Genomic DNA, 1,373 nt, shown 5'->3' with positions numbered 1-1,373 from the left:
GACAAAGCACCTCGCCAAGATCGCCTCGCAGGTGGCCAAGCCCGACGGGCTGGTGGTGGTCGAGCCCGGCACCGAGCTCGCCTTCCTGCACGACCTGCCCGTCACGCTGATGTGGGGTGTCGGCCCGGCGACCAAGGCGAGGCTGGCCGAGATCGGCGTCGAGACCATCGGGCAATTGGCGCGCACCCATAGCGGCGCGTTGGAGCGGCTGATCGGCCACGCCGCCGGCCAGAAGCTCGCCGCGCTCGCCTGGAACCGCGACCCGCGCAAGCTCGAGACGCATCGCCGCGCGCATTCGGCCGGCGCGCAATCGGCGCTTGGCAGGAAGCCGGCGGTGCCGCGCGTCTTCGTGCCGACGCTTCTGCATCTGGCCGACCGCGTGGCGAGCCGCCTGCGCGCCAAGGACCGGCCCGGCCGCACGGTGACGGTGCGGGTGCGCTTCGCCGATCTGCGCGCCGTCACCCGCTCGGTGACGCTGGAGCAGCCGATCCAGGCGACAGTGATGCTGGCCGAGATCGCCGAGGAGCTGGTGCGCGGCGTGCTCGCCGCCAATCCCGGCGAGCGCGACATATCGCTGCTCGCCATCTCCGTCTCGCATCTGGAGGAGCATGCCGAGCTGCAGCTCGAACTGCCGCTTGGCCTGATGGATGAGAAGAGGAAGCCCGGCAGCCGCAAGGGTCTCGCCCGCTTCGGCGCCGACCGCGCCATCGACAAGATCCGCCAGCGCTTCGGCAAGGAAGCCGTCGGCTACGGCACGGTGGCGCTGGAAGGCCCGCGCTCGGTGCCGGATGGATTCAGGGAACTGGCCGAGAAGGAGCTGTGAGGGAGAGTACCTCGCCTCCACGAAGTGGGGGAGAGGTGGCTCGGCGAAGCCGAGACGGAGAGGGGGAGCGCCCTACGAAGTCCCCCTCTCCGTCCGCTTCGCGGACACCTCTCCCCCACTTCGTGGAGGCGAGGAACCCCAAGCTTCCCAACCCCGAAATTCCGCGATTCCGCCGCTTGCCAGAATGGCCGCGCTGGGCTGGATTAGGCGCCGGAACAGCCGCGCCTGAACGAGGGGAGCATTCATGGCCAGTGTGACGGCAGCGCGCGGTACCGGGGCGGCGCCAGGCGGCGCGGCCAGCATCGATGGCAAGGCCGAGCGCTACGACCTCGGCCTCTGCCTGTCGGGCGGCGGCTACCGGGCCATGCTGTTCCACGCCGGCGCGCTCTGCCGTCTCAACGAGGCGGGACTGCTCCAGAAGCTCGACATGGTGAGCTCGGTTTCGGGCGGCTCGATTGCGGCCGGGCTCTTGGCGGTGCTCTGGCCACGCTTCGTCTTCGCGGCCGGCGTCGCCAGCAATTTCGATATCTATCTGCACAGGATCCTGGAG

The 1,373-nt window shown here is 69.9% G+C and carries 2 protein-coding genes; both read left to right on the top strand.

Annotated elements, in window-relative coordinates; translation table 11 throughout:
• The coding region (locus tag EOA24_RS37965; RefSeq protein ID WP_127410825.1) for a DNA polymerase IV at window positions 1–823 on the top strand (823 nt) is incomplete at its 5' end.
• A gap of 244 nt (window positions 824–1,067) precedes the next feature.
• Window positions 1,068–1,373 (top strand): patatin-like phospholipase family protein (locus tag EOA24_RS37960; RefSeq protein WP_189354598.1); only part of this gene is annotated, 306 nt, incomplete at its 3' end.

Source organism: Mesorhizobium sp. M2A.F.Ca.ET.039.01.1.1 (assembly GCF_003998035.1).
In the GTDB taxonomy this organism is placed as follows: domain Bacteria; phylum Pseudomonadota; class Alphaproteobacteria; order Rhizobiales; family Rhizobiaceae; genus Mesorhizobium.
Note: the sequence above shows the minus strand (reverse complement) of the source record. Positions and strands in the feature narration are given on the sequence as shown.